We start from the raw sequence: 21,706 nt of genomic DNA on the forward strand, positions 1-21,706 counted from the left end.
TTATTGTAGCAAATATCCGTAAGGTGAACAATGTGCAGACACGCTCTTAGGAAAAGCTGGTTTGAACTTTAGAGCAATCCTCTATTGGTAACAGCTTATTCTATAAGAACTGGGTGGTCAACTTGCTAACGGAGGCCTTGTTTGCAAGTTCCTCAACGGCTACTTGCTATTGAAGAGGCCATTCGCAAGTAGGCGAAGGCGAACTTGCTATCGAGAGCCCCGTTCGCAAGTAGCTAGCCACGAACTTGCTAATTGGACCTGTCTTCGCAAGTTCAACTGCCACAACTTGCTAATCGGGCCGTTATTCGCAAGTTGCTCGTTTAAAAATCTTATCCTCAATAATAAAACAAGCTAGCAAGAAAAGCTCTGCTTGCTAGCTTGTATGTTGGATAATTATTTGTTATTTGGTCTTGCTCTGACCCTGGGCAGTCGGGTTCGGTCTGGCAGCTTTCGTGTCACTTCACAAGTCCCCGCCGCAGTCCTTCAGACTGATCTGGTGACTTGTTCCAGTGAACGAAAGCTAAATGCTAGCCCTCACACCCTTATCTTAAGATATCGACGACGTTCTTTTGGGCGGCGGCGCGAGCTGGGAAGACGCTGAAGATAATACCGATGAGAACGGAAATCAGAACAGCTAGCAAGGCGGTGCCGAAGTCAACGGAGGCCCCGAATGGGAGGAAGCTGGCGATCGCATAAGCGAGAAGGATGCCTAGGATATAGCCAATGACGCCCCCAACCGTCGTGATCGCAATGCCTTCGAAGAGGAATTGCTTTTGGATATTGGACTGGGTGGCTCCGAGTGAGCGCCGAATCCCGATTTCCTGGGTTCGTTCAGAGACCGAGATATACATCATATTCATCACCCCAACCCCCGCAACCAGGAGGGAGATGCCGGCAACTGCTGAAATGAAGTAAGTTACCATATTCAGGGTTTGTCCGACCCCTTCCAACATCTTAGACATATCGAAGAACATATACTGCCCCTTCTGCATCTTACTTCCTTCAGCGTTCAGTTTCTTCACGATATTATCCATAATCTTCTTAGAGTCCGCTCCCTCGTCGAAATAAACCTTGAGGGTCAAGCTCCCGCGATCAATGAGATTGTAAATCTCCATGGTCTTCTCTGGCATCTTAAGCTCTGGCCCGCTGCTGATGGTGAAGGCCCCTGCGCTCCCATTAGTTGCTGGCCCCTCACTAGCAAAGACCCCTACTACCGTAAAGTTCTTCCCATTAATCGTCAGATTCTTATCCACAGCCTGGTCCGCTTGGCCAAAGTACTTTTTGGCTAGGTTTTCGCTAATCAAGACATTGCGCTCATAGCTTTCTGAGTCGCTAGTCTGTAAATTACGACCGGCGACCAAGTCATCGGAAGTTTCCTTGAAAGGTCGAGCAGGTTGGGACTCTGTCTCCTTGCCTACTTTAACCGTCACATTGGTGGGCATGCCATTGTCCTGGTCGTCTACCTTGGCCTCACTGACCCCTTCGAAGTCTTCCACTAATTGAATATCTTGAGGGGTATAGACCTTGGTTCGCGAAGGGTCAAAGTTCTGATCGCTCGGTTGGAAGAGTAAGTTCTGGCTCACCCGGCCTTCCTGGTCATCAGTGAGAGAGTCCATAGTTTCTTTCTGGAAACCATTCCCTAGACTCATAATGGTAATAACAGCTGCAATACCGATCACAATCCCAATCATAGTCAGGAAGGTGCGCCGACCATTCATCCGCATCGTGGCCAGAGAGGATTTTAGAATTTCACTTAAGCGCATCTAAGCCCCTCCTTCCGCTGGGTCCCCGCCAGCCATCAGCTGCTCGTAAGCCTTGGGCATGATGATCTCTGTCCCGTCCGAGTGAATGGCCCCGTCAACAATGGTAATGTGACGGTCAGCGTATTCCTGGAGGGTGGGATCGTGGGTTACCATGAGGATGGTCACGCCCTCTTGGCGGTGGAGGGAGGAAATAATATCCATAATCATGCGTGACGTCTTCGTATCGAGAGCCCCCGTGGGTTCATCAGCAATAATAAACTTAGGCCGATTAACCAGAGCCCGGGCAATGGCTACCCGCTGGCGCTGGCCCCCCGATAATTCATAGGGTTTCGATGGCCCCTTATCGCCCAAGCCAACCCGCTCTAAAGCTTCTTGGACCCGGTCATGGGTCTGACTGGCCCGCAAGCCATTATAGAGAAGAGGCAGACGCACATTATCCGCCACCGACATGTTCTGAATCAGGTTAAAGCTCTGGAAGATAAAGCCCACATAGCTATTCCGCAGGTGGGAGACTTCCTGGTCCGTCCGCTGCTTGAGCGGCTCATTATGGAAAAGATAGGTCCCTTCGAATTGGTTATCCAAGAAGCCAATCACATTGATTAACGTCGACTTCCCTGATCCAGAAGGTCCCATGACAGTAATAAACTCACCATCATAGACGGAGAGATTCACGTCTTTTAGAACATGAACCTGGTTCTCACCTTCGCCATAATACTTATTGATATTTTTTAGTTCAAATAAAGGCTCGGCCTGGCCTAAAGGCTGGCCAAGGCTTGGTCTTTCAACTACCATGACCTCTGCCCCCTAGTCTTTATTTTCTGATTCAGCATGCGCTTCTGCTTCAGCAAGGTCCACTTCTTGACCATCTTCGAGCCCCTCAGGATTCTTAATGACCTGGTCGCCTGCCTTAATATTCTTGGTCACCACTTCTTGGCGGCCTTGCTGCTTAGTTGTAACCTCAACCCTTTTCACCTTGCCATCACGGTAAACGAAGACATAAGACTTGCCCTTGTCTTCAACGATAGCTTCCTTGGGAAGAACGAAGCCAGGTAATTTGAAATGCACCTTAGTTGAGAAGCCCGGCTGGATCTTATCTTTAGGTTTGACCGTGAAAGGATATTGGCTCTCTCCCCCTTGGCCGCCAGCGGCTTGGGCTGCTTGCCCTGCCATCGCACCGGCATCTCCAGCTAAACTAGGAGCTCCTCCGCCAGCTGCAGGGAGGTTCTCATAATTAATGATCTCACCACTTGTCTTCTGGCCACTGGCAGGTACCGTCAAATCAACTTTGCGACCATCCTTGAGCAAGTAGAAGTCATACTCGCCAACCGTTCCTGTAACGGAAATATCATCGCTTACAATCCGCACCAGGGGCACAGACGAGTCTGTAATTCCCTTGGCATCATAGATTACTTTACCACTTGTCCGTGCCTTCACTTGGTTGTCTGTCTGAGCTTGGGCCCGGTTGAGTTGGATCTCTAAATCTTCAATTTGTTGGTTTAATTGACGGACTTGTTCGTCCACTCCTGCTTGGGCGCCAGCTCCAGGCGCTTCTCCTAAGCCAGCTCCTTGCCCTCCAGCTTCTAAGGCAGATGGATCGACACCTCCGGCTCCAAGACTCGGATCCACTTGACCAGCCGACCCTGGAGTCGTCACCGCTTGATTCGGGTTAGGGTTCGGATTCCCTGCTTGGCCGACTTGACCAGCTGTTGGCGGACAATTTGGATCGCCCTCGGCAGGATTTTGACCGGAAGTCAGCCCAGCCCCTGCTAGGTTAACCGGACTTGCTGTATAGACACCGAGTCCTGAAACCAAGGGCGTCGCCACTAGGGCCTGGTTGACACTAGCCATGGGACTCGCTGCCTGGTTCTGCAGGCGGTTGCGTTGGTCATAGAGACGGTTTAATTGCCGTTTGGTATCATCAATCTTGTACTGGGCTTCGGCTTGCTGGTAGGAGAAGAGCACATCCCCCTTGTTCACTCGTTGCCCATCAGCCACATTGACAATTCCCAAATCGCCTTTCTCGCGACTATAATAATAAGCATCATCCGTCTTTAACTGGGCCTTCCCGTCAACCGTTACAGGTTCTTGGTCTGTAACCTTGACCGTTTCATAGTTTGTCTCACTATCTCCCTTGCCAAAGCTCGCTGCATAAAAAACATTGTACACCAGTACGCCGAGAACTAAGAGCGCAGCCAAACCGCCTCCAATTCCCCACCACAGTTTCTTCGATTGGGTCATCGTCATCCCTCAACTTCCTTTTTTAATTTCTGAATTTATTCTACCATAATAGAAAGTTCATTTTTATCAGTTTTTTATTAAGCATAAGAATTGCAATTTAAGCGAAGACCTACTATATTGGAAGAAAGTCTAGTTAAGGAGGGCTCACTATGGACGAATTACTACCACGGATCAATGAATTAGCCAAAAAGAAAAAAGAAGGCACCATCACAGAAGCCGAATTAAGTGAACAAAAAGAATTACGTAGCCAGTATCTCAAACAATTCCGGGAAAATTTCCGCTCTGTCTTGATGAATACCAAGGTCGTCGATCCTGAAGGGACAGACGTCACCCCACAAAAATTAAAAGACGCCCAAGCCGAACGCCGGGGCGACACCCCCTCATAAAGTTAAAAAGGCTGAGACAATGGTCCAGCCTTTTTTAAATGGCGATTTTTTAAAGGCCTCTTCCAAAAGTCAGGGCTGATTAACTTTTGTCACACTCTAATGAATAAAAAAACATCTTTGCCAAAAAAGTTGGCAAAGATGAAAAAGGAAAAAACAAAAATGAAAGGATGATGCAATCTTTCGACTGCTCAATAAAAATTATAGCACAAGCTGATTTAAAATGAAAGGGCTTTTTTAAAAGCGTTTACAAATTTCTTCCGCCTTGTCGTCAGCCCTCATAAAAGACAATAATGTTCTCATCTTATGAGATTTTTATCAGATAGGGGCCCCGAAAAGTTGGCGATAAGCCCCTTTTCTCCACTTTTCTTCCCAGAAAGCTGGACGGGAAATGTTTTTTCCGTATTTTTTATCTAAAAGGGCTTTCATTTGTTAACTAAATTTTATATAATACTCTTACTGGCAATTAGCTAGTTCTATTTATTGACTTTTATCTATTAATGATAGCGCTTAAGCAACTGAGAAGGAGGCAGTTTTTACTTAGGAAAATATTATTATTCTTATACACTTGCCATTATTTATTCTTTAAGTGTATAGACTTGCTATGAAGAAAGGAATTATAAAAATGAATACAAATGCTAAACCATTTGGCATGCGTGATAAGATCGGTTACATGTTCGGGGACTTAGCCAATGACATGACCTTTATCTTACAAAGTATGTTCCTCATGGTCTTTTATACCGAAGTTTGGGGGATTAATCCAACTACAGTCGGAAACTTATTCTTGGCAGCTCGCTTTGTCGATGCTATCACCGACGTCACCATGGGCCGGATTGTTGACGTCTCCAAGCAAACTAGCGAAGGGAAGTTCAAACCTTGGATTCGCCGGATTGCGATCCCTGTAACCCTTGCCAGCTTTATGATGTACCAAACAGGTCTTCAAGACATGTCCATGACCTTCAAGATTGTCTACATGTACATCACTTACTTACTCTGGGGATCTTTCGCTTATACAGCCATTAACATCCCTTACGGCTCTATGGCTTCTGCCATCACTTCCGACCCTGACCATCGGGCTAGCCTATCGACCTTCCGGACTATTGGGGCGACCATTGCCCAATTAGCTATCGGAGCGGCGGTTCCACTGTTGATCTTTGAAAACAACGTCGTAAAAACAGATGCTACCTTCACCATCCTAGCTGGGGTCTTCTCCATCTTAGGGCTTGTCTTCTACTTCTTCTGCTACCGGATGACCACTGAACGGGTAGAAATTCCTTCCGACCCTGATAGCTCTCTAATGGGGACCCTCCGTACATTTGGTAAGGTCTTGAAGAGCCGCTCACTCTGGGGCATTATCTTCTCCGCCCTCTTCCTCATCTTCGCTCAGTTGGGGATTGGCCAAATGAACAACTACCTCTTTGCCAATTACTTTGAAAATGCGGATATGTTAGCAACTGTTAATATTATCTATCCCTTAGCTGTCCTCTTCTTAGCAGCACCGATTGCGCCATCCCTAGCTAAAGCCTTAGGGAAACGTGAAGTAGGGATTCTTGGGGTCTTGATTGGCTCTGCTGCCTTTGGTATTTTATACTTCATGCATACCGAAAGCATCTGGACTTACATCGTTATTTCTACCATTGGGTATATTGGTTTTGGGGTCTTCAACGCCATTATCTGGGCGATCATTACTGATGTTATCGATGATATCGAAGTTCAAACCCATACTCGGGATGACGGGACCGTCTATGCCTTCTACTCCTTCGCCCGTAAGATTGGCCAAGCCTTCGCTGGAGCCAGTGCAGGTTGGGTATTAGGCTTTATCGGTTACCAATCAGGAGCTGAAACCCAAGCTGCAGATGTCATCAATAACATCTACAGTGCCGCTACCTCAATTCCTGCGATTGCCTTCTTGTTATCAGGTCTTTCCCTGCTGATCATCTACCCATTAAGCAAGAAACGCGTGGAAAACAACTCAGCTATCTTGGCTGAACGTCGCGGTTAAATGATCTCAGTCAAATAAGCAGCTATTCAATAGATACAGGCACCCTCCTCTTGAGGGTGCTTTTTTTACTTGTTATTTGTAAGCGTTACGTTAGGGATAAGGAGGGCTTGTTGGCGTTTCCAAGATGATGAACAATATTGTTTATAGCTTATTTTTTCACAATCTTTTTTTGGAAGCCTTACCATAAGGAGCAGAAAAGTTTTTATTAAATGTGAAACAAATCTTTAAATTGCACCTTAATTAGCTTCAATTTCTTAAATTTGTTGGCAATTTCACATATTTAATCATATTTCCTTTTCAAGTTAATGTTTTTCCCCTATAATGACTAATGCTTTATTTTTTATTTCAAGTCTAAAGGAGGAATTATTGTGGCAGAAAGAACAGCCACCAAGCCGTTCGGGATGTCCGACAAACTGGGCTACATGTTTGGGGACTTCGGGAACGACTTTACATTTATTCTTTCATCAATGTTCTTGATGAAATTCTACACTGACGTTATGGGGGTCTCAAGCGGGATCGTCGGCGGTATTATGGCCGGTGCCCGGATTGTGGATGCCTTCACAGATATGACCATGGGGCAGATTGTTGACCGGACCAAACCAACTCCAGTGGGCAAATTCTTACCCTGGATCCGTCGCATGGCTGGACCAGTTGCTTTAGCTTCTTTCCTCATGTATGCGAGCTGGTTCCAAGATATGCCAATGTGGTTCAAGATCGGCTGGATGATCTTTACTTATATCCTATGGGGCTCTGTCTTCTATACGTCGATCAATATCCCATTTGGTTCGATGGCCTCTGCAATTTCGGCAGATCCTAAACACCGGGCTGAATTATCCACCTGGCGGACCATTGGCGCTACCCTGGCCCAAACCTTTATCGGGGTGGTCCTACCACTGGTTGTCTACTACAATGATAGCAGTGGTGCCCAAGTCCTCTCAGGTACTCGGATGACGATTGCCGCAGGGGTTTGTTCCATTCTCGCCGTTGTCTGCTATGCCCTCTGCTATAAGATGACAACAGAACGGGTCAAAATCGAACAAAAGACAGAACGCTTTGACTTCAAAGATATGGTTAAGCAATTAGCTTCTAATAAAGCCTTGATTGGGATCGTTGTTTCTTCAATCTGCTTACTCCTTACCCAATTAACCTTGAGCGCGATGCTTCCTTACGTCTTCCCTAACTATTTCGGCAATACCCAAGCCCAAGCTGCTGCAACCTTTGTTGGCTCTGCCGCCACACTGATCTTATCAACCTTTGTGGTCCAACTCTCCAGCAAACTAGGCCGTAAAGAATTGGGAATCTGTGCCGCCATCTTTACCGCTGTGGTATTGATTCTTGCCTATTTCCTACAAATTTCAAATGCCTGGGTCTTTGTTGCCTTCTATGGTTTAGCTTATTCTGGGATTGGCTGCTTCATGCTGATTACCTGGGCTATGATCACTGACGTTATCGACCATACAGAAGTCCAAACCAATGAACGGTCAGACGGGATGATTTATTCGGTCTACTCCTTCGCCCGGAAGATGGGCCAAGCAGCTTCATCTGGTCTAGCAGGTTGGCTCTTAACCCTAGTTGGTTATTCGACAGCAACTGCCTTCGACCCTGCAGTGACCCAAGGCATCTACAACATCACTTGCCTTGCTCCAGCAGTAGGAGCTATCTTGCTAGCTGTCTCCCTCTTCTTCCTCTACCCATTGAATAAGAAACAGGTCGAAGAGAACGCTGCTATCCTAGCCGAACGCCGGTAAAACTAAGCCCTATCACTTCAAGCTGCGCCCTTAACTGGCGCAGCTTTTTCTTGCAGCAATACATACACATTTTGTTCTTTTATATAAACAATTTTTGTTTTGTTCACCCAATAAAGCTTGATTTTATCCCTTTTTACTTAATTAGCCCTTATTGATTAGCCGGCAAAAGCTTGAAGCGACCTGTGAAAGGGCTTAAACTATAAAGCATAAAGATAATGACAAGAAAGGTCGATGGTGATGAAAAGAAAGAAGCTGTTAATCTGGAGCCTGGCTATCCTAGCCCTCTTCCTGGCCGCTTGTGGCCAACAGGGCAAGCCTGCAGAAAGCGAGAATAAGAAGGTCAGCCTAGCTGTTTCGAACCAACTCAGCCAGGAAGTCTGGCAGGATACCGCCCGCCGGCTCAAAGACAAGGAAGGCATTGATTTAGAAGTTAAGCTGATTGCAGACTGGGTGCAACCCAACATGGCGGTGGCTGAAAATGATATTGACCTCAACGTCTTCCAATACATCCCTTTTCTCGCTGAATTCAACCAATCCCATAAGACAGACCTGATTCCTATCGGCTACTCCTACATCCCACCTATCGGCATCTACAGCTCCAATCCCGAGGTCCAGTCCGTTGCTGACGTGCCCCAGGATGCCAAGTTCACCATTCCCGATGATCCGGTCAACCTGGACCACAGCCTCCTAGAAATCGAGCGCGCTGGTTTGATTAAACTAAAGGACACGCCAGGCCAAAAGACCCTAGACGATATTGCCGAGAACCCTAAGAATATTCAATTCATCCTGATGAAGGGAGACGGCATTGCGCGTAGCCTGGCCGATGCGGATCTCATGATTACAGGTGCTTCAGGGGCCCAAGATGCCGGTATCAGCCAAGACCAGGCGATCTATATCGAAGACCCCAAAACCACACCTAATATTTACAAGGTTTGTATCGTGTCCCAGCGCGACCGAGCCGATGACCCCCTCCTAAAGAAAGTCGTCGACGAATTTCAAAGCCAGGAAACTGCAGACTTCATCAAGACGGTTTCCAATGGCACCTATGTCCCTGCCTGGTCAGACCATGACCAAGCGACAAAGGACTACGATGACTTCGTCCAAAGCAAAAAATAAGTGCTTCCCTTTACCTGCGCACCCTTGCCTCGCGCAGCATCTCCAAAAATGCAAAAGACACGCCCAGCCAGCGTGTCTTTTGCATTTTTTATACTTATCTTTCAAAAATTTTAGCCAGGTTCAAACGTTGGTTGACCAGGTAAATCAAAGGAGCCGTCAGGGCTAGAATAATCACTTCGCTCACAAATAAGGAAGCGTAGGTCGCCCAGAAAGGCAGGTCAAAAGCTAAGTTGAGCTCAAAAGCAATAATAAAAATCATCGTTGAAAAAATTAAAGTCGTAGCAGCCAATTTCTGCTTGTCGGACTTTAAATAACGGTAGACCCAGTCACATAAAAAGAAGCTGACCAGGGTATGGGCTGTCCCAAAAACAATATCATACCAGCCTAGGCCCGTCATAAAGCCATAAAAATTCGACAAGAAGACGCCCAAGACGACGCCCCACTTGTAGTTCTTGTGGTAGACATTCAGATGGTTGAGTCCTTCTGACAAACGGAACTGGATGGGCCCATAAGCGAACTGCGGGGCCACAAAATAAATGGCAACATAGAGCGCAGCTAATAGCGCATTAATCACCAGTGCTTGATTGTGTTTACTTTGCATTATAATTCCTCCCATAGTTTTTTATTGTTGGCGGGTTTCGAACAACACAAAACTTATCATAGCTAAATTTATAGCATTTGACAAGGGTAAAAAAAGAGGCGGGAACTTTTGTCCCAACCTCTATCTCTGATCACAAGCTTTGGCTCTACTTGTTCTCATCGTTAACAAATTCGTCTTCACTAACCCTTTCCGTGCGCGGATCCAAGGGTTCTTGGTCTTCTAAAGCCTCATGGGCACGTTGGACACGCAGCTTGGTTACTCGTTTGGTCCAGAAACCGCCATGGATGTACTTGGCATCATAAGATATATAGAAGGCCCGGTCGTCGATCTCTTCAATCGTCCGACAGAGCTTGCGCTCCGTTGACCGCGGCGTCAGGATAGTCAGGATTAAGCGGTCGCCATCACGACCATAGCCCGACTGGACCGTCACCCCATAGCCGCGGTTCCGCAATTCTTCAGCCAGAGCATGGTTGTCACTGGCAATGAAGATTTGGATCACCGCATAACCCAGAGCAATCCGATCTTCTAAGAGCATCCCGCAGTAAATGCCTACCCCAAAACCTAGGGCATAGGCCAGCAAGTAGGCTGGTTGGTCTAAGTACTGCATCACCATCGATAAGCCAATGGCGTAGATGGTAATTTCAATCACTGCCAGAAAGGATGCCGGAAAGCGGTAGCCTCGCATCGACAGCAATAGACGCATGGTATTTAGCATGATATAAACTAAGTTAATGCTAAATATTTTGATTAATAAGTGGTAATCCATGGTAGCTCCTATCTTTGACTCGGATCGAGTCTCTTTTCAATACGGCCGAGGCCCCAGTCCGCCACAATTGACATCAGGGCAATGGGAATAACAGCGGCCAAGATAATACTGGTCCCGTCCGAGGCGTTAACCCCGCGGAAGAGAATATCGCCCAGGCCGCCTGCCCCCACGAAGGTGCCGATGGTGGCAATCCCAATCCCGGTAATGAAGGCATTGCGGACGCCCCCCATAATCACCGACATGGCGAGGGGAAGCTCGACTTTGTAGACAATCTGAAACTTAGTCATCCCCATCCCAATCCCTACGTCAATAATATCAGCATCTACATTACGGACACCCGTATAGGTATTGCGAAGAATTGGCAGTAAGGAATAGAGAAAGATGGTCAAAACCACCAAGTTACTCCCTAGGCCCATAGCCAGCATGAGAACCGACAGCATAGCTAAGGAAGGAACAGTTTGGATGAGGTTGGCTAAGCCAAGCACCCAGTCTGCCAAACGATGGTGGCGGGCAATATAGAAGCCGAGTGGAATGGCAAGCAGACAAGCGAATAAGACGCCATAGATAGCCATTAAGAAATGTTGGCCAAATTGTCCGATCACATAGCTCAGGTTTTCTTGGTAATAAACCGCCAATTGTTCCAAGAGGCTTAATTGTGTCATATCTGTCATCTTAGTCACCCCCCACACTTGCTTCAAGCGGTTTGAGTTCAGGCGCTTTATCTTCAAAGTAATTATGCGCCTTTAGCCAGTCATCGGCAACCACTTTCGGCTCCAAAAGATAATTATCTGCACGGTAGTTTAATTTCTGCATGGTTTCTTCGTCGATCGTTCCTTCTAACTTGTGCAAGACCTTATCTAATTCTGGATGAACCTCTAGAATATGGTGGGTCGCAACCGGGCTCGCATCATAGGGTGGGAAGAGCTGCTTATCATCCTCTAGGACAAAGAGGTCTTCAGAAATAATCCGCCCATCCGTTGAATAGCCTAAGATGACATCCACTTCATCATTAGCGACTGCCGAATAGGTTAAGCCAATCGACATGGGCAGGGTCTGCCCGAAGTCAAAGCCATAAATCCGTTTAAAGTCCTCATAGCCGTCCCCTTCCCGGCTCAGCCAAGAAGAGTCCACCCCCGCCTTCAAATCAGGGGCATATTGGGCCAGGTCCGAGACCTTTTCTAGGCCCAATTCTTCGGCCTTATCACGGCTAACCATGAAGGCATAGGTGTTTGCGAAGCCATAAGTTGGGTACCATTTCTGGTCGAACTCCCGGTCGAAGCCCTTGACAACCGTTTCTGCTGCTTTTTCAGGATCGGTGATAGCATCCATACCTAATTCGCCCGTTACGGATGTCCCCGTATAACGGACAGCGGACACATTGGCATCATCCTTCATCAAGGCCTGGTGGTTGAGGGAGGAGGATCCCAGGTTGGAAATCACCTTGGTCGGCACATCAATGTAGTGGTTGGACATGCCTTCAACAATATAGGCTAGGATCTGCATCTCGGTTGACATACCACCCGTAATCACAATTTCGTCTTCGGAAGTGGAGGCCCCGAGTCCTGGTAGACTACAGCCTGCAAGCAAGAAGAGGCTCAAGCCCAAGGTGAAGACAGTCTTCAGCCATTTACGCATCCTCACCAGCTCCTTTCGATGTCGTCCGTGGTTGGGTCACTTTCTCTAAGTAATTCATCAATAGGTCAGCCAGAATCGCAATCAGGGTAACTGGAATCGTGCCCCCAATAATTAAGTCTGGCTTGTAGAGGTTGAGGCCATTAAAGATCATCTCACCTAGGCCTCCGCCTCCGATATAAGCCGCTAGGGTCGCCCAAGCAATGACATAGACGGTCGACAAGCGGATGCCCGCCATAATGACCGGCATGGCGAGAGGCAATTGGACATCCTTAATCACCTGCCAAGCGGTCAAGCCCATGCCCTTAGCCGCATCTAAGAGGTCTGGATCTACGGAGGTCATCCCTAGATAGGTATTGCGGAGGATGGGGAGGAGGGAATAGATAAATAGAGCCACAATCGATGGCAAGCGTCCCACCCCAAAGATGGGGATCATCAAGGCCAAGAGGGCCAAGGTTGGAATCGTCTGGAGAACCCCGACGACACTAATCACACCCCCTGCAATCTTGGGGTGCTGGGACAGAAGGATGCCCAGAGGCACTGCAACCAAGATCCCCAAGGCGAGGGAAACTACGGACAAGAGCAAGTGTTGGATAGTTAAGTTAATGAGTTCTTGGCCGTTTTCAGCTAGGAAGTTTGCCATTAGATCTCAACTCCTTCAATTGCTTTTGTCTCGCCCCAGATCACTTCGTAGACAATATTGACCAGGTTGGACCGGGTCACAATACCCGTTAACTGGCCCGTGCGGTTCACGACAGCCACATTTTGCACTTTGGCTTTGAGGATACGCTGGATAGTATCTTGGACGAGAGCATCTTCTTGAACGCCCTGGCGTCTGACCATTTCATCGCTCACACTGGTCTCCATATCCTTGGCATTCATAATATTTTCGATACTGATTTGCCCCTTCAAGCGCTGACGGTCATCCACAACGAAGAGACTGTCGACATGGCTATCCCGCATGAGCGTTAGGGCATCGCTCAGGGACTGGCCCATGCTAATCGACAGGGGCTTATCATTCATAATATCTTTAACCTGGATATACTGGGTCTTGGCTTCAAAGAGCCGGTCTTCTCCTAGGAAGTTCTTCACATAGTCGTCAGCTGGATGGCGTAAGATCTCTTCCGGTGTATCATACTGGAGGAGCTTCCCCTTGTCCCAGATGGCTACCCGGTCGGCCAGGTTCATGGCTTCATCCATATCGTGGGTCACAAAGATAAAGGTATTATGGTATTCACGCTGGAGCTCTTTAACGAGTTCTTGCAGGGCATCCCGAGTAATCGGGTCCAAGGCCCCAAACGGTTCATCCATCAAGACAATTTTAGGATTGGCGACAAGGGCTCGGATAACCCCAATCCGCTGCTGCTGGCCACCCGATAACTCGCTCGGATAACGGTCCAAGTAGTCTAGGGGAAGCTCTACCCGCTTCATCAACTTCTCAGCCTCCGTCCGACAGCGGTCCTCGTCCCACTTTAAGAGCCGGGGCACGGTGACAATATTTTCATAAACGGTCATATGGGGCATGAGGCCAATGCGTTGGATCACATAACCAATCTTGCGGCGCATATCGACCGCATTCATGGACGTTGTGGCCTTGCCATCAATTAAGATCTCCCCTTCTGATGGATCGTGCATACGGTTGATCATCCGCAGAGCAGTGGTCTTTCCGCTCCCCGAGGTTCCGATAAAACAAACAAATTCCCCGTCTTGGATGGTTAAATTCGCATCTTTCAAGGCGTGAACATTGCCTGGGTACACCTTACTGACATTCTTAAATTCAATCATATTTTCGGTCCCTTCCGTTTTTTCTTAGTTTTATTGTAACAAACTAAGCGGAAAATACGACTAATCGGGCAGCTTAAGCCCGCATCTTTTGTTTTAGTTTTTATTAATCATAATAAAATAACGCATCGAATCCTATTCAGTTAAGGCTTTCGATACGTTATTTTTTCTCTCTTGCGATAAACAATAATTGTTTTTTATTGAACTTAGTGGTCAGGCTGCTCAATAATGACATAAGCACTGGCATAACGGTCTGTGTGGCTAATCGACAGGTGGATGGCATAGGGGATTTTCAAACAAAATAGCTGAGGTTGACCACTTTTATTTGACAAGATGCACATGTCCTGGAAGGAAAGTTGCTTAGATATCCCGCTTCCCCAAGCCTTGGCACAGGCTTCCTTGGCTGCCCAGCGTCCCGCTAGGAATTCTGCTTGCCGCTTAGGCGAGCTAAAGCCTTGGTAGCACGCCAATTCTTCTGCTGTCAGGACCCGGTGGACGAAGCGGTCCCCCTGCTTCTCCCTGGCTTGGTCAATCCGCTTGATTTCGACCAGGTCCGTGCCAATTCCAATAATCATCAAGCTTCCCTCCTAACGAATATCAAAGGATGCTTTATGGCGCGAGCCACGTTTCTTGCCATTTTGGCGGTCTTTGCCCCCTTGCTTAGATTTCTTGCCCTTCTTATCGTAAGACTTGTTGCGCGACTTATTGTGTCCCCGCTTAGAGCCCCGATGCTTGCGTCCCCCTGATTTCTTCCGCTGGGTCCGTTCGGGCGTAATCCGAACTTCTACTTCATTAGGGTCCTTGGTCAAGCTGCTGAGGACAGCGAGGGCCAATTGGTCGGTGCTATAGTGGGCTGACAGGTAGTCAATGGCTTCTTGATAATAAGAAGGATCGGCCTCTTCCGTTAGTTTCTTCACTTCTTCAAGGGCCTGGTTGATCCGACCACTGAAGGCCTCCTTTGCCGATGGTGGACGCAGGGGCATCATCTTTTTCTTGGTCAAGTCTTCAATGGTCCGCAAGTAACCCAGTTCATTGGGCCCAACAAAGGTGACAGAAACCCCCTGGCGTCCAGCCCGACCCGTCCGACCAATCCGGTGGACATAACTATCGGGATCTAAAGGAATATCAAAGTTATAGACATGGGTCACATTACTGATATCTAGACCCCGGGCAGCCACATCCGTCGCCACTAGGATGTCTAACTTTTCCTCCTTGAATTGACGGAGGAGCAGGGAGCGTTTGTCCTGGTTCAAGTCCCCATGAAGGCCTTCTGCCGTATAGCCCCGTTCAATCAAGGCACGAGAAATCTCATCTACCCGGCGCTTGGTCCGTGCAAAGACAATCGCTAGGACAGGGTCTTGGACATCGATGAAGCGGGTCAGAACATCAAACTTCTCGCTCTCCCGACAACGGGTAAAGTATTGGTCGATGAGGTCTGCCGTCATTTCCTGGGCCTTAATCTTCACTTGGATCGGGTCTTGCATGAATTGCTCCCCGATGCGCTGGATGGCCTTGGGCATAGTCGCTGAGAAAAGCAGGGTCTGCCGGTCTGCCGGTGTCTTAGCAATAATGGCTTCAATATCGTCGATAAAGCCCATGTTAAGCATTTCATCGGCTTCATCGAGGACCAGAGTCTGGATGTGGGATAAGTCTAACTTACCCCTGCGAATTAAATCGAGCAGGCGGCCAGGTGTTCCCACGATCACTTGCCGTTTCTTCTCCAGTTGGCGCAACTGCCGCTGGATGGAGCTCCCCCCATAGACGGTCAGGCATTGGACCCGTTTTTCTTCTCCTAATTGGTAGAGTTCCTGGCCGGTTTGAATCGCTAGTTCCCGCGTCGGCGAGATGACCAGGGCTTGGATTTCTTTGTAGTGGGGGTCGATTTTCTCCAAGAGGGGAAGGCCAAAAGCGGCCGTCTTCCCTGTCCCAGTCTGGGCCTGACCGAGAACGTCCCGGCCTTTTAAGGCATAGGGAATTGTTTCTGCCTGAATCGGTGTAGCTTCTTCAAAGCCCATCTTATCGACAGCTTGTAATAATTGTGGGCTTAAGCCCATTTCTTTAAATTTCATTCCATTCCTCCATATTCATTCTTAAGGGATTGTATCTTCAAGGGGCTCGGTTCCCTTTGATAAAAAAACAGCCGACCAGTCGACTGTTTTCTTTGGGCAGCTTGTCGAGGGCTGTATCGCGGAGACAGAGGCTGCTAACCTAATCTTCTTTAGCTTGGTTATCGGTATCTTTGCGGCGAAGGGCGTCCACGACTTCCAGAAGGCCCATGCCATGGCTTCCTTTCACCAGAATCTGGTCATAGTGGCGGGTCTGGTCTTCTAACCAGGCAACCAGCGCCCCTTTATCTTCTTTGAAATAATGGACTTGGTCGGGGCGGGCTTGGCCAGCAGCTAAGAGACGCTCATAGAGGGCCTGCATCTCCAAACCATAGAGTAGAACTTGGTCCTGGTCTTGGAGGGTCAAGGCATCAGCTACACTGGCATGGAGCTGGGCAGATTCTGGGCCTAGTTCTAGCATATCCGCGAGCACATAGAGCTTGCGTCCTTGCTGGGCATCCCCTGCCCGAGGGACCTGGACGAAGTTACTAATGACAGCCTTCATGGCGGAAGGGCTGGCATTATAGGTATCATCCAAGACTTGACTCTCATTGATACCGTCGACCCAGGCCGTGCGATTGGCCGTCATTTGGAAATGAGCCAGGGCTTCCTGGATCTGTTCAATCGATAGGCCTAAACGGTAAGAGACGGCACAGGCATCGAGGGCATTCACAACATTATACCGGCCCGAAACCGGTATTGTCAACTGGACAGCCGGCGAGAGGTTACTGCTAAAGTGGGTCTGGTACTGGTCCACAATAATATCCAGGGCATAGACATCCTGGTCTTCCGTCAGTCCCACTGAGAGGGTTTCAATATCTTCCCGGATGTCGTCTAATTGAGAAGTGATCAAGTCCTCCTCACCTGGATAGATAAAGGTCCCACCCTCTTTTAGGCCATCTAGAATTTCTAGCTTAGCCTTGGCAATATTGGCCTTGGTCTTCAAGAATTCCAGGTGGTCCTCGCCAATCATCGTGATCACAGCGAGGTCGGGCTTGGCCAGGAGGGAGAGGTCATGAATTTCACCGAAGTTACTCATCCCCATCTCCAAGACCAGGACTTCCGTTGTTTCGGGCATCTCTAGGATGGTAATGGGCACCCCAATTTCGTTATTGTAATTGCCCTGGGTCTTATGAACCCGGTAGGCAACGGCTAGACAGGCAGCCGTCATATCCTTAGTCGTCGTCTTACCCGATGACCCGGTAATGGCCACCAGCTTGGGTTGGACAAGGGACAGGTAATAGGCCGCCAGATCCTGGAGGGCAGCCAGGGTATCTGCCACCTGGATCAGGGCCAAACCGGCAGGAGCCTGGGCGGGATCCTTGGACCAGAAAGCAGCAACTGCCCCATTATCAAGAGCTTGTTGGGCGAAGTCATGCCCATCCCGCTGCCCCATCAAGGGAACAAAGAGACTTCCCGGTTGGGCCTGTCTGGCATCAAAAACAACATGCTGGATCAAGGGCGTCTCTAAATCTTCGGCTTGGAGTTCGCCCTGAACAGCTCGAGCAATTTCATTTAAGGCTAATTTTTTCATGACACACATCCTATTGGTTGGCTAGTCCTTGTTTCTTATTGAAGCGCTCTTGGGCGAGCTCTAATAATTTCTCAAGGAGGGCCTCATAAGTCAGTCCTGAAGCCGCCCATAGAGAAGGATACATACTGAATTGGGTGAAGCCGGGCATGGTGTTGACCTCATTGATATAGATATCCATATTGTGGGTCACAAAGAAGTCACAGCGGGTGAGACCCGATCCATCAATAGCTAGGTATGCTTTCTTGGCATAGTCTTGGATGGCCTGGGCGCTTTCCTCTGGCAGGTCAGCTGGAATGGCCATCTCAATGCTGTTATTAATGTACTTCTCTTCGTAATCATAGAAGCCTTGGTCCTTCACAATTTCACCCGGTTGGCTGACATGGATTTCTTCATTGCCTAGGACAGCCACTTCAATTTCTCGGGCTTCAATGCCTTGCTCAACCACAACCCGGGTATCATAGCGGAAGGCTGTTTCTAAGCCTTGGAGCAAGGCTTCGCGGTCTGGGGCTTGGGTAATCCCGACACTGGATCCCATATTGGCTGGCTTAATAAAGACCGGATAAACCAACTGTCCCTCAATACGGGCAATCACTTCGCTGCGTTCCGTCTCATATTGATAGCTCGTCAAGGCGACAAAAGGCACTTGAGGAATCTGAGCCTGTTGGAAGAGTTGCTTGGAGATGATCTTATCCATCCCAGCAGCTGAGGCCAGGACTCCCGCCCCTGTATAAGGAACATTCAGGCTTTCAAAGAGGCCTTGGATTGTACCATCTTCCCCATTCGGTCCATGCAGCGCAGGAAAAGCTAAGCAGCCCTCAGTCAGTACATCGGTTGGGACCACGGCTAAGCCCTGGGAAATGTCAGCTTCGCCTTGCCGGTAGAAGTGTTGTTGGTCACTGGCTTCCAGGTAGAGGATGCTATCCTCACTGAGCCGGTAGTCTTCAAGCAGTTCCCCAGCAATCCACTGCCCCTCCCGGTCAATAAAGACGGGCTGGACTTGGTGCTTGCTATAATCCAAATGTTTGAGGATGGAAGCAGCGGTTAGAACAGATATATCATGTTCCGCGCTGTCCCCACCATAAAGTAGTACAATTCTCATAATTTAACCTCCAAATAGGTTGGCATCCGCAATGCGCTCAAATGCCCATTTTTTATCTTTACTTGTATAGCTTAGCTTGGCCAAAAGAATCGTGCGCTTGTGTTGGAGAATATCGTCGACTTGGTCTTCAGCCAATAAGAGTGGTATCTCCATAGCCTGGTCTTCCCGCCAGACCAACTGGCTGAAGTCAAAAATAACTCCTTCGGTTAACAAAGGACGGATCTCCTGCATGACCTGCATCGGGGGCAAGGCTAGCTTGGCTTCTTCTCCCGCACTATAAGGGCGCCAGCCGAATAAGGAACGGCGCTCGGGACGTTGGGCCAGAACTTTGTCCCGTATCACACAAGCGAGCTGGAAGTAGAATTCCTTCACATCCCGGTAATAAGTCTTCAAGATCCCATTCGCCATCGGAAGGAAGACATAATTATTCTGCAACTTATAGAAGAAAGGCGAATGCAGGTGGCGGTTGACATGGCCCAGGTATAATAATTCCGCGATTTCACCTGGAGTCAGCTGGTGCAGAAGTTCTTGGGAATAATAATCTATCCATTTCGTATCTGGAAAAGGTAAGCGACTCTGACCAGCTAAGAAATCTTGCACACTCCGTTCACCACGGATAAGCTTGAAGTGCGTGTGCTCATCCACTTGGCCGTAGTCTTTTTGGCAGGATAGAATCAGCAAGTTTTGTGGTTTCTTCTTCATGCTGCCCTGCAGATAAGTGAGTCCCAAACCACGCGACAACACATGGTTGGATACCTCGTCCACTAAGATATAAATATAATTCTCAATCACGTCCCCACCTCCTTATCATACCCCTTAATAATAGCATATTCCCTCCACAAAAAACTATAAGCTTTGACTAAAAAGCCCAAAATCGCCGGCCTTAGCAAATCTCAAGCTTTACTTTCTTTGGCTGCTTGTATTAAGATGAGAGAGACTGTACCCATTTAAAGGAGCGAAGAATATGCATCTCATTGGCCTAGCCTTCCAAAAACAACAACTCACCTACCTGCCGACTAGCCCCCTCTACGGGGAAATTATGGTAGACGACCTGCCCCTGGGCTACCACCAATTGCTCACCCAACAGAACGGCGGTTATACCTCCAAATCCTATTATCCCACCAGTGCCCCTACCTCGGATTCACTGAGCGCCGTGTACATCCCCTATCTCGCTGGACTCCTCCCCCAAGCGGTTAAGCAAGATTACCTCATTCCTAGCCTGGCCTTCCAGGACCATTTCAAGCACCGGGATTGCTTGCCTGAAACTAGCTTGATTATCTACGAAGACGGTGACCGGATCGTCTTCTTGGACTATGATCCTCACGATAGCAGGACCCGTGACCGACGCGGCTTAGCCAAGGTCCCTAGTGTCCGCTACCACGACTTGGAAACCGACCAGTGGATGGACCTGGCCCCTAATTTCGATTATTTTATCCAACATTTCGAATCCCGGGGCTTTGCCCTACCTGCACCGCCCATGCGGACCTACCACCGGGCTAACGCTGCCTTCCTGGCCGTTAAACATCCCGACCAATTAGCCCGCCTTTTCGAAGAATTCCAGGGGCAAGCCGACAAGACCTGGTACTTCCACTGGCTCCGCCACTTCCTCCAGTCCCAAGACTTTCGCCTAGTAGAAGTCGCCAAAGAAGCTCTGACCTTCCAAACCGACTACTTCCGCCCTCTCCTTCCTCAAGGCTTCGATGACCTCATCGGCCAGGAAGGTTAGACAAAACAAAAGCAGCTCCAGTCAACCCATGCTATATCACAGCGTCGACTGGGGCTGTTTTTTTATTATTTTAGAACACAAAATTACAAAAGTATTTGGGACTTTCTTCATACAATAGCTCACTTCAAAAGCTGAGCACTTGGGCTTTCTGTTTGTATATCGATATATAGAAAGTAAAAATTCTATCATTTATTTTTGAGCAGGAGCGGAGCTTTGAATTTGATCATTAGCCGTGACCAAGCAAGGGTTGTGAATTACGGATAGTAGGGGATTAGCCATACTAGCCGTTTGAAGAACGCTAGGCGAGGGATCTTGGCCCGAACTGATGCCACGGCTTTTTAATGATCAAATTCAAAAGCGCAACGCATGCTCACTTGCACACTTTAATCCCAAACAAAAAGCCCCAGGCAAGCTGAGGCTAAAGTCTAATCTAATCCTTTTCAAAAAGTGCCAGTAAGTCAGGACTAGCCTGGCTAAAGTCTTGGGTCTCCACGAGACGGCCTTGGACAATCCGACGTTCCGTGGCATCGTCCGTACAGGTCATCAGGGTAATGATCGGCTGCTGGCTCTCCGGATCCAAGAGATCAGGATCCACCAGGTCGACCCGGGTTGGTGGCACATCTTCGACAAAGTAAGTGTCGTAGACGTAAATCTTCTCCAAGTCAGTCATATAAATCTTCTGACCCACTTGGGCCTTGTCGACAATCGGCGAGAGGAGGAGGCCTTTTTGGACCACATTCATATTATGGCTGGCCAGTGGATAGTTGCCTTCACCCATCTTCTGGTCAGGATAGAAGGTTCCTGCCCCTGACAGGAGGACATCCTCACTCAGCCCTTTCATAATAGAAACCTTGACATCAGCCTCTGGCATGGCCAAGGCCCCGATGACATTCACATCGGCATAACCATTCTTAATCCGCTCCCGTGATTCACGCACTTCTTTCTCGCTCACATTGCGGATTTCACTATGGTCAAAGACCGCGTCCTTAGTCTGGTTATCCTTCAATTGATCGGCCGTCATATTCTCAATGGCAACATCATTTTGGTTCTGTTTGATCTGGTAGCCACTGATATAGTGCTGGCCAAGGAAGAAAAGTCCAATCACAATCAGGACTACTCCCAGAAGACGTGTAAGATTTTGACGCATACTTGCCCCCCTAAATCGTTTACTATAGAGCTATTATCTTAGTTTTCCCTAGGGATGACAAGTC

Annotated in this window: 20 protein-coding genes; 5 read left to right on the forward strand and 15 right to left on the reverse strand. The window is 48.4% G+C overall.

Annotated elements, in window-relative coordinates:
* Window positions 1-542 precede the first annotated feature (542 nt).
* Genes F6I03_RS07165 through F6I03_RS07175 form a run of 3 tightly spaced genes read right to left on the reverse strand, consistent with a single transcriptional unit; the run spans window position 543 to window position 4,007 of the window.
* Complete coding sequence (locus F6I03_RS07165) at window positions 543-1,763, reverse strand: ABC transporter permease (protein ID WP_150983094.1); 1,221 nt, start codon at window positions 1,761-1,763, stop codon at window positions 543-545.
* Window positions 1,764-2,555 carry an ABC transporter ATP-binding protein gene (locus tag F6I03_RS07170; RefSeq protein WP_070431443.1) on the reverse strand — a complete coding sequence of 264 codons (792 nt, stop codon included), beginning with the start codon at window positions 2,553-2,555 and terminating at the stop codon, window positions 1,764-1,766.
* A gap of 12 nt (window positions 2,556-2,567) precedes the next feature.
* Window positions 2,568-4,007 (reverse strand): biotin/lipoyl-binding protein, encoded by a 1,440-nt coding sequence (locus F6I03_RS07175; RefSeq protein WP_070431444.1) that lies wholly within the window; start codon window positions 4,005-4,007, stop codon window positions 2,568-2,570.
* A gap of 143 nt (window positions 4,008-4,150) precedes the next feature.
* Here F6I03_RS07175 and F6I03_RS07180 point away from each other — a divergent pair, with 143 nt between their 5' ends.
* The 4 genes from F6I03_RS07180 to F6I03_RS07195 all read left to right on the forward strand — a co-directional run bounded on the left by F6I03_RS07180 (window position 4,151) and on the right by F6I03_RS07195 (window position 9,250).
* Entirely contained in the window at window positions 4,151-4,387 is a 237-nt protein-coding gene (locus tag F6I03_RS07180; RefSeq protein ID WP_070431445.1) for a DUF896 domain-containing protein, read from the forward strand.
* A gap of 622 nt (window positions 4,388-5,009) precedes the next feature.
* Entirely contained in the window at window positions 5,010-6,386 is a 1,377-nt protein-coding gene (locus tag F6I03_RS07185; protein WP_083290615.1) for an MFS transporter, read from the forward strand.
* 368 nt (window positions 6,387-6,754) lie between these two features.
* Complete coding sequence (locus F6I03_RS07190; protein WP_210383797.1) at window positions 6,755-8,134, forward strand: MFS transporter; 1,380 nt, start codon at window positions 6,755-6,757, stop codon at window positions 8,132-8,134.
* Window positions 8,135-8,371: 237 nt separating this feature from the next.
* Entirely contained in the window at window positions 8,372-9,250 is an 879-nt protein-coding gene (locus F6I03_RS07195) for a MetQ/NlpA family ABC transporter substrate-binding protein (RefSeq protein ID WP_168160482.1), read from the forward strand.
* A gap of 94 nt (window positions 9,251-9,344) precedes the next feature.
* Here F6I03_RS07195 and F6I03_RS07200 read toward each other — a convergent pair whose 3' ends face one another.
* The 11 genes from F6I03_RS07200 to F6I03_RS07250 all read right to left on the reverse strand — a co-directional run bounded on the left by F6I03_RS07200 (window position 9,345) and on the right by F6I03_RS07250 (window position 19,561).
* Window positions 9,345-9,851, reverse strand: a complete 507-nt coding sequence (locus F6I03_RS07200) for a QueT transporter family protein (protein WP_070431447.1) — start codon at window positions 9,849-9,851, stop codon at window positions 9,345-9,347.
* Between the two features lie 145 nt (window positions 9,852-9,996).
* Window positions 9,997-10,617, reverse strand: coding sequence for a DUF2179 domain-containing protein (locus F6I03_RS07205; protein WP_070431448.1), 621 nt, complete (start codon window positions 10,615-10,617; stop codon window positions 9,997-9,999).
* Window positions 10,618-10,625: 8 nt separating this feature from the next.
* Window positions 10,626-11,288: an ABC transporter permease gene (locus F6I03_RS07210; protein ID WP_083290616.1), complete on the reverse strand. Its 663-nt coding sequence runs from the start codon at window positions 11,286-11,288 to the stop codon at window positions 10,626-10,628.
* Between the two features lies 1 nt (window position 11,289).
* Window positions 11,290-12,252: an osmoprotectant ABC transporter substrate-binding protein gene (locus F6I03_RS07215; protein ID WP_070431449.1), complete on the reverse strand. Its 963-nt coding sequence runs from the start codon at window positions 12,250-12,252 to the stop codon at window positions 11,290-11,292.
* Entirely contained in the window at window positions 12,245-12,892 is a 648-nt protein-coding gene (locus tag F6I03_RS07220; protein ID WP_070431450.1) for an ABC transporter permease, read from the reverse strand. The genes F6I03_RS07215 and F6I03_RS07220 overlap by 8 nt, the downstream gene beginning before the upstream one ends.
* The gene (locus tag F6I03_RS07225; RefSeq protein ID WP_070431451.1) at window positions 12,892-14,034 is read right to left on the reverse strand and encodes an ABC transporter ATP-binding protein; all 1,143 of its coding nucleotides are present in this window, start codon (window positions 14,032-14,034) and stop codon (window positions 12,892-12,894) included. The genes F6I03_RS07220 and F6I03_RS07225 overlap by 1 nt, the downstream gene beginning before the upstream one ends.
* 203 nt (window positions 14,035-14,237) lie before the next feature.
* The gene (acpS, locus tag F6I03_RS07230) at window positions 14,238-14,606 is read right to left on the reverse strand and encodes a holo-ACP synthase (RefSeq protein ID WP_070431452.1); all 369 of its coding nucleotides are present in this window, start codon (window positions 14,604-14,606) and stop codon (window positions 14,238-14,240) included.
* A gap of 12 nt (window positions 14,607-14,618) precedes the next feature.
* Window positions 14,619-16,100 (reverse strand): DEAD/DEAH box helicase, encoded by a 1,482-nt coding sequence (locus F6I03_RS07235; protein WP_070431453.1) that lies wholly within the window; start codon window positions 16,098-16,100, stop codon window positions 14,619-14,621.
* A gap of 139 nt (window positions 16,101-16,239) precedes the next feature.
* Entirely contained in the window at window positions 16,240-17,670 is a 1,431-nt protein-coding gene (locus F6I03_RS07240; protein ID WP_070431454.1) for a UDP-N-acetylmuramoyl-tripeptide--D-alanyl-D-alanine ligase, read from the reverse strand.
* Between the two features lie 10 nt (window positions 17,671-17,680).
* Window positions 17,681-18,769, reverse strand: a complete 1,089-nt coding sequence (locus tag F6I03_RS07245; protein ID WP_070431455.1) for a D-alanine--D-alanine ligase — start codon at window positions 18,767-18,769, stop codon at window positions 17,681-17,683.
* A 3-nt stretch (window positions 18,770-18,772) separates the two neighbouring features.
* Window positions 18,773-19,561, reverse strand: coding sequence for a hypothetical protein (locus F6I03_RS07250; RefSeq protein WP_070431456.1), 789 nt, complete (start codon window positions 19,559-19,561; stop codon window positions 18,773-18,775).
* A gap of 172 nt (window positions 19,562-19,733) precedes the next feature.
* Here F6I03_RS07250 and F6I03_RS07255 point away from each other — a divergent pair, with 172 nt between their 5' ends.
* Window positions 19,734-20,495: an SMI1/KNR4 family protein gene (locus tag F6I03_RS07255; RefSeq protein WP_070431457.1), complete on the forward strand. Its 762-nt coding sequence runs from the start codon at window positions 19,734-19,736 to the stop codon at window positions 20,493-20,495.
* Window positions 20,496-20,925: 430 nt separating this feature from the next.
* On the opposite strand, the gene F6I03_RS07260 is transcribed toward F6I03_RS07255, so the two are convergent.
* A complete protein-coding gene (locus tag F6I03_RS07260; protein WP_070431458.1) occupies window positions 20,926-21,642 on the reverse strand; it encodes a class A sortase in 717 nt (238 codons plus the stop codon).
* Window positions 21,643-21,706: the final 64 nt, after the last annotated feature.

Source organism: Aerococcus sanguinicola, from assembly GCF_008726925.1.
Taxonomy (GTDB): Bacteria; Bacillota; Bacilli; order Lactobacillales; family Aerococcaceae; genus Aerococcus.

Bases quoted from the DNA above. Each gene is read 5' to 3' on its own strand.
- F6I03_RS07240 (WP_070431454.1), bottom strand. From the start codon at position 17,670: ATGAAAAAATTAGCCTTAAATGAAATTGCTCGAGCTGTTCAGGGCGAA.
- F6I03_RS07215 (WP_070431449.1), bottom strand. From the start codon at position 12,252: ATGCGTAAATGGCTGAAGACTGTCTTCACCTTGGGCTTGAGCCTCTTC.
- F6I03_RS07195 (WP_168160482.1), top strand. From the start codon at position 8,372: ATGAAAAGAAAGAAGCTGTTAATCTGGAGCCTGGCTATCCTAGCCCTC.
- acpS (WP_070431452.1), bottom strand. From the start codon at position 14,606: ATGATTATTGGAATTGGCACGGACCTGGTCGAAATCAAGCGGATTGAC.
- F6I03_RS07255 (WP_070431457.1), top strand. From the start codon at position 19,734: ATGCATCTCATTGGCCTAGCCTTCCAAAAACAACAACTCACCTACCTG.
- F6I03_RS07225 (WP_070431451.1), bottom strand. From the start codon at position 14,034: ATGATTGAATTTAAGAATGTCAGTAAGGTGTACCCAGGCAATGTTCAC.
- F6I03_RS07235 (WP_070431453.1), bottom strand. From the start codon at position 16,100: ATGAAATTTAAAGAAATGGGCTTAAGCCCACAATTATTACAAGCTGTC.
- F6I03_RS07165 (WP_150983094.1), bottom strand. From the start codon at position 1,763: ATGCGCTTAAGTGAAATTCTAAAATCCTCTCTGGCCACGATGCGGATG.
- F6I03_RS07220 (WP_070431450.1), bottom strand. From the start codon at position 12,892: ATGGCAAACTTCCTAGCTGAAAACGGCCAAGAACTCATTAACTTAACT.
- F6I03_RS07200 (WP_070431447.1), bottom strand. From the start codon at position 9,851: ATGCAAAGTAAACACAATCAAGCACTGGTGATTAATGCGCTATTAGCT.
- F6I03_RS07210 (WP_083290616.1), bottom strand. From the start codon at position 11,288: ATGACAGATATGACACAATTAAGCCTCTTGGAACAATTGGCGGTTTAT.
- F6I03_RS07245 (WP_070431455.1), bottom strand. From the start codon at position 18,769: ATGAGAATTGTACTACTTTATGGTGGGGACAGCGCGGAACATGATATA.
- F6I03_RS07180 (WP_070431445.1), top strand. From the start codon at position 4,151: ATGGACGAATTACTACCACGGATCAATGAATTAGCCAAAAAGAAAAAA.
- F6I03_RS07175 (WP_070431444.1), bottom strand. From the start codon at position 4,007: ATGACGATGACCCAATCGAAGAAACTGTGGTGGGGAATTGGAGGCGGT.
- F6I03_RS07185 (WP_083290615.1), top strand. From the start codon at position 5,010: ATGAATACAAATGCTAAACCATTTGGCATGCGTGATAAGATCGGTTAC.
- F6I03_RS07170 (WP_070431443.1), bottom strand. From the start codon at position 2,555: ATGGTAGTTGAAAGACCAAGCCTTGGCCAGCCTTTAGGCCAGGCCGAG.
- F6I03_RS07260 (WP_070431458.1), bottom strand. From the start codon at position 21,642: ATGCGTCAAAATCTTACACGTCTTCTGGGAGTAGTCCTGATTGTGATT.
- F6I03_RS07205 (WP_070431448.1), bottom strand. From the start codon at position 10,617: ATGGATTACCACTTATTAATCAAAATATTTAGCATTAACTTAGTTTAT.